Source organism: Ralstonia sp. VS2407, assembly GCF_052950655.1.
Genome location: NZ_JBRFVG010000303.1, coordinates 1 through 451, shown reverse-complemented (window position 1 = coordinate 451; position 451 = coordinate 1). Strand labels below are relative to the sequence as shown.

1 protein-coding gene is annotated in these 451 nt (G+C 58.3%); it reads left to right on the top strand.

The features are described from left to right. Positions 1-20: 20 nt before the first annotated feature. The coding region (locus ACU8YE_RS25175; protein ID WP_446930286.1) for a DUF2971 domain-containing protein at positions 21-451 on the top strand (431 nt) is incomplete at its 3' end.

The window sequence follows — 451 nt, the reverse complement described above, 5'->3', positions numbered from 1 at the left end:
ATTTGCATCTGGCCTTGAAGGTGCGCTTCGAATTGCTCGAAGACGTCAGCGACTACTACGTCTGCTGTTTTTCAGAGAAGAAAGACTCCGTTCCGCAATGGGTTGCCTACGCGGATCGCGGGACCGGCTTCGCCATCGGTTTCGACGTTAACGCCCTGCGGAAGAAAATCGGAGCCGCTTTGCTCTCCCCTAGCTACGCCCCTGTTCCGTTCGGGGTGGGCGCAAACGGATGGGGCTTCGGTCCGGTCGCCTACGCCGAAGAGGGCGTCGCCCACGCTCAAATTGACGACTTGATGAGCACGATCGTGTCGGCTCCCTTCGTCGGCGAAGATGTCACCGACTCCGCCCGAGACCACATCGACCGCGTTTGCGCGTTCTGCAAGCACCCTGATTTTCAGACCGAGCACGAATGGAGGATTGTTTGCAACACGAGCTTCCTGAAGAAGAACGC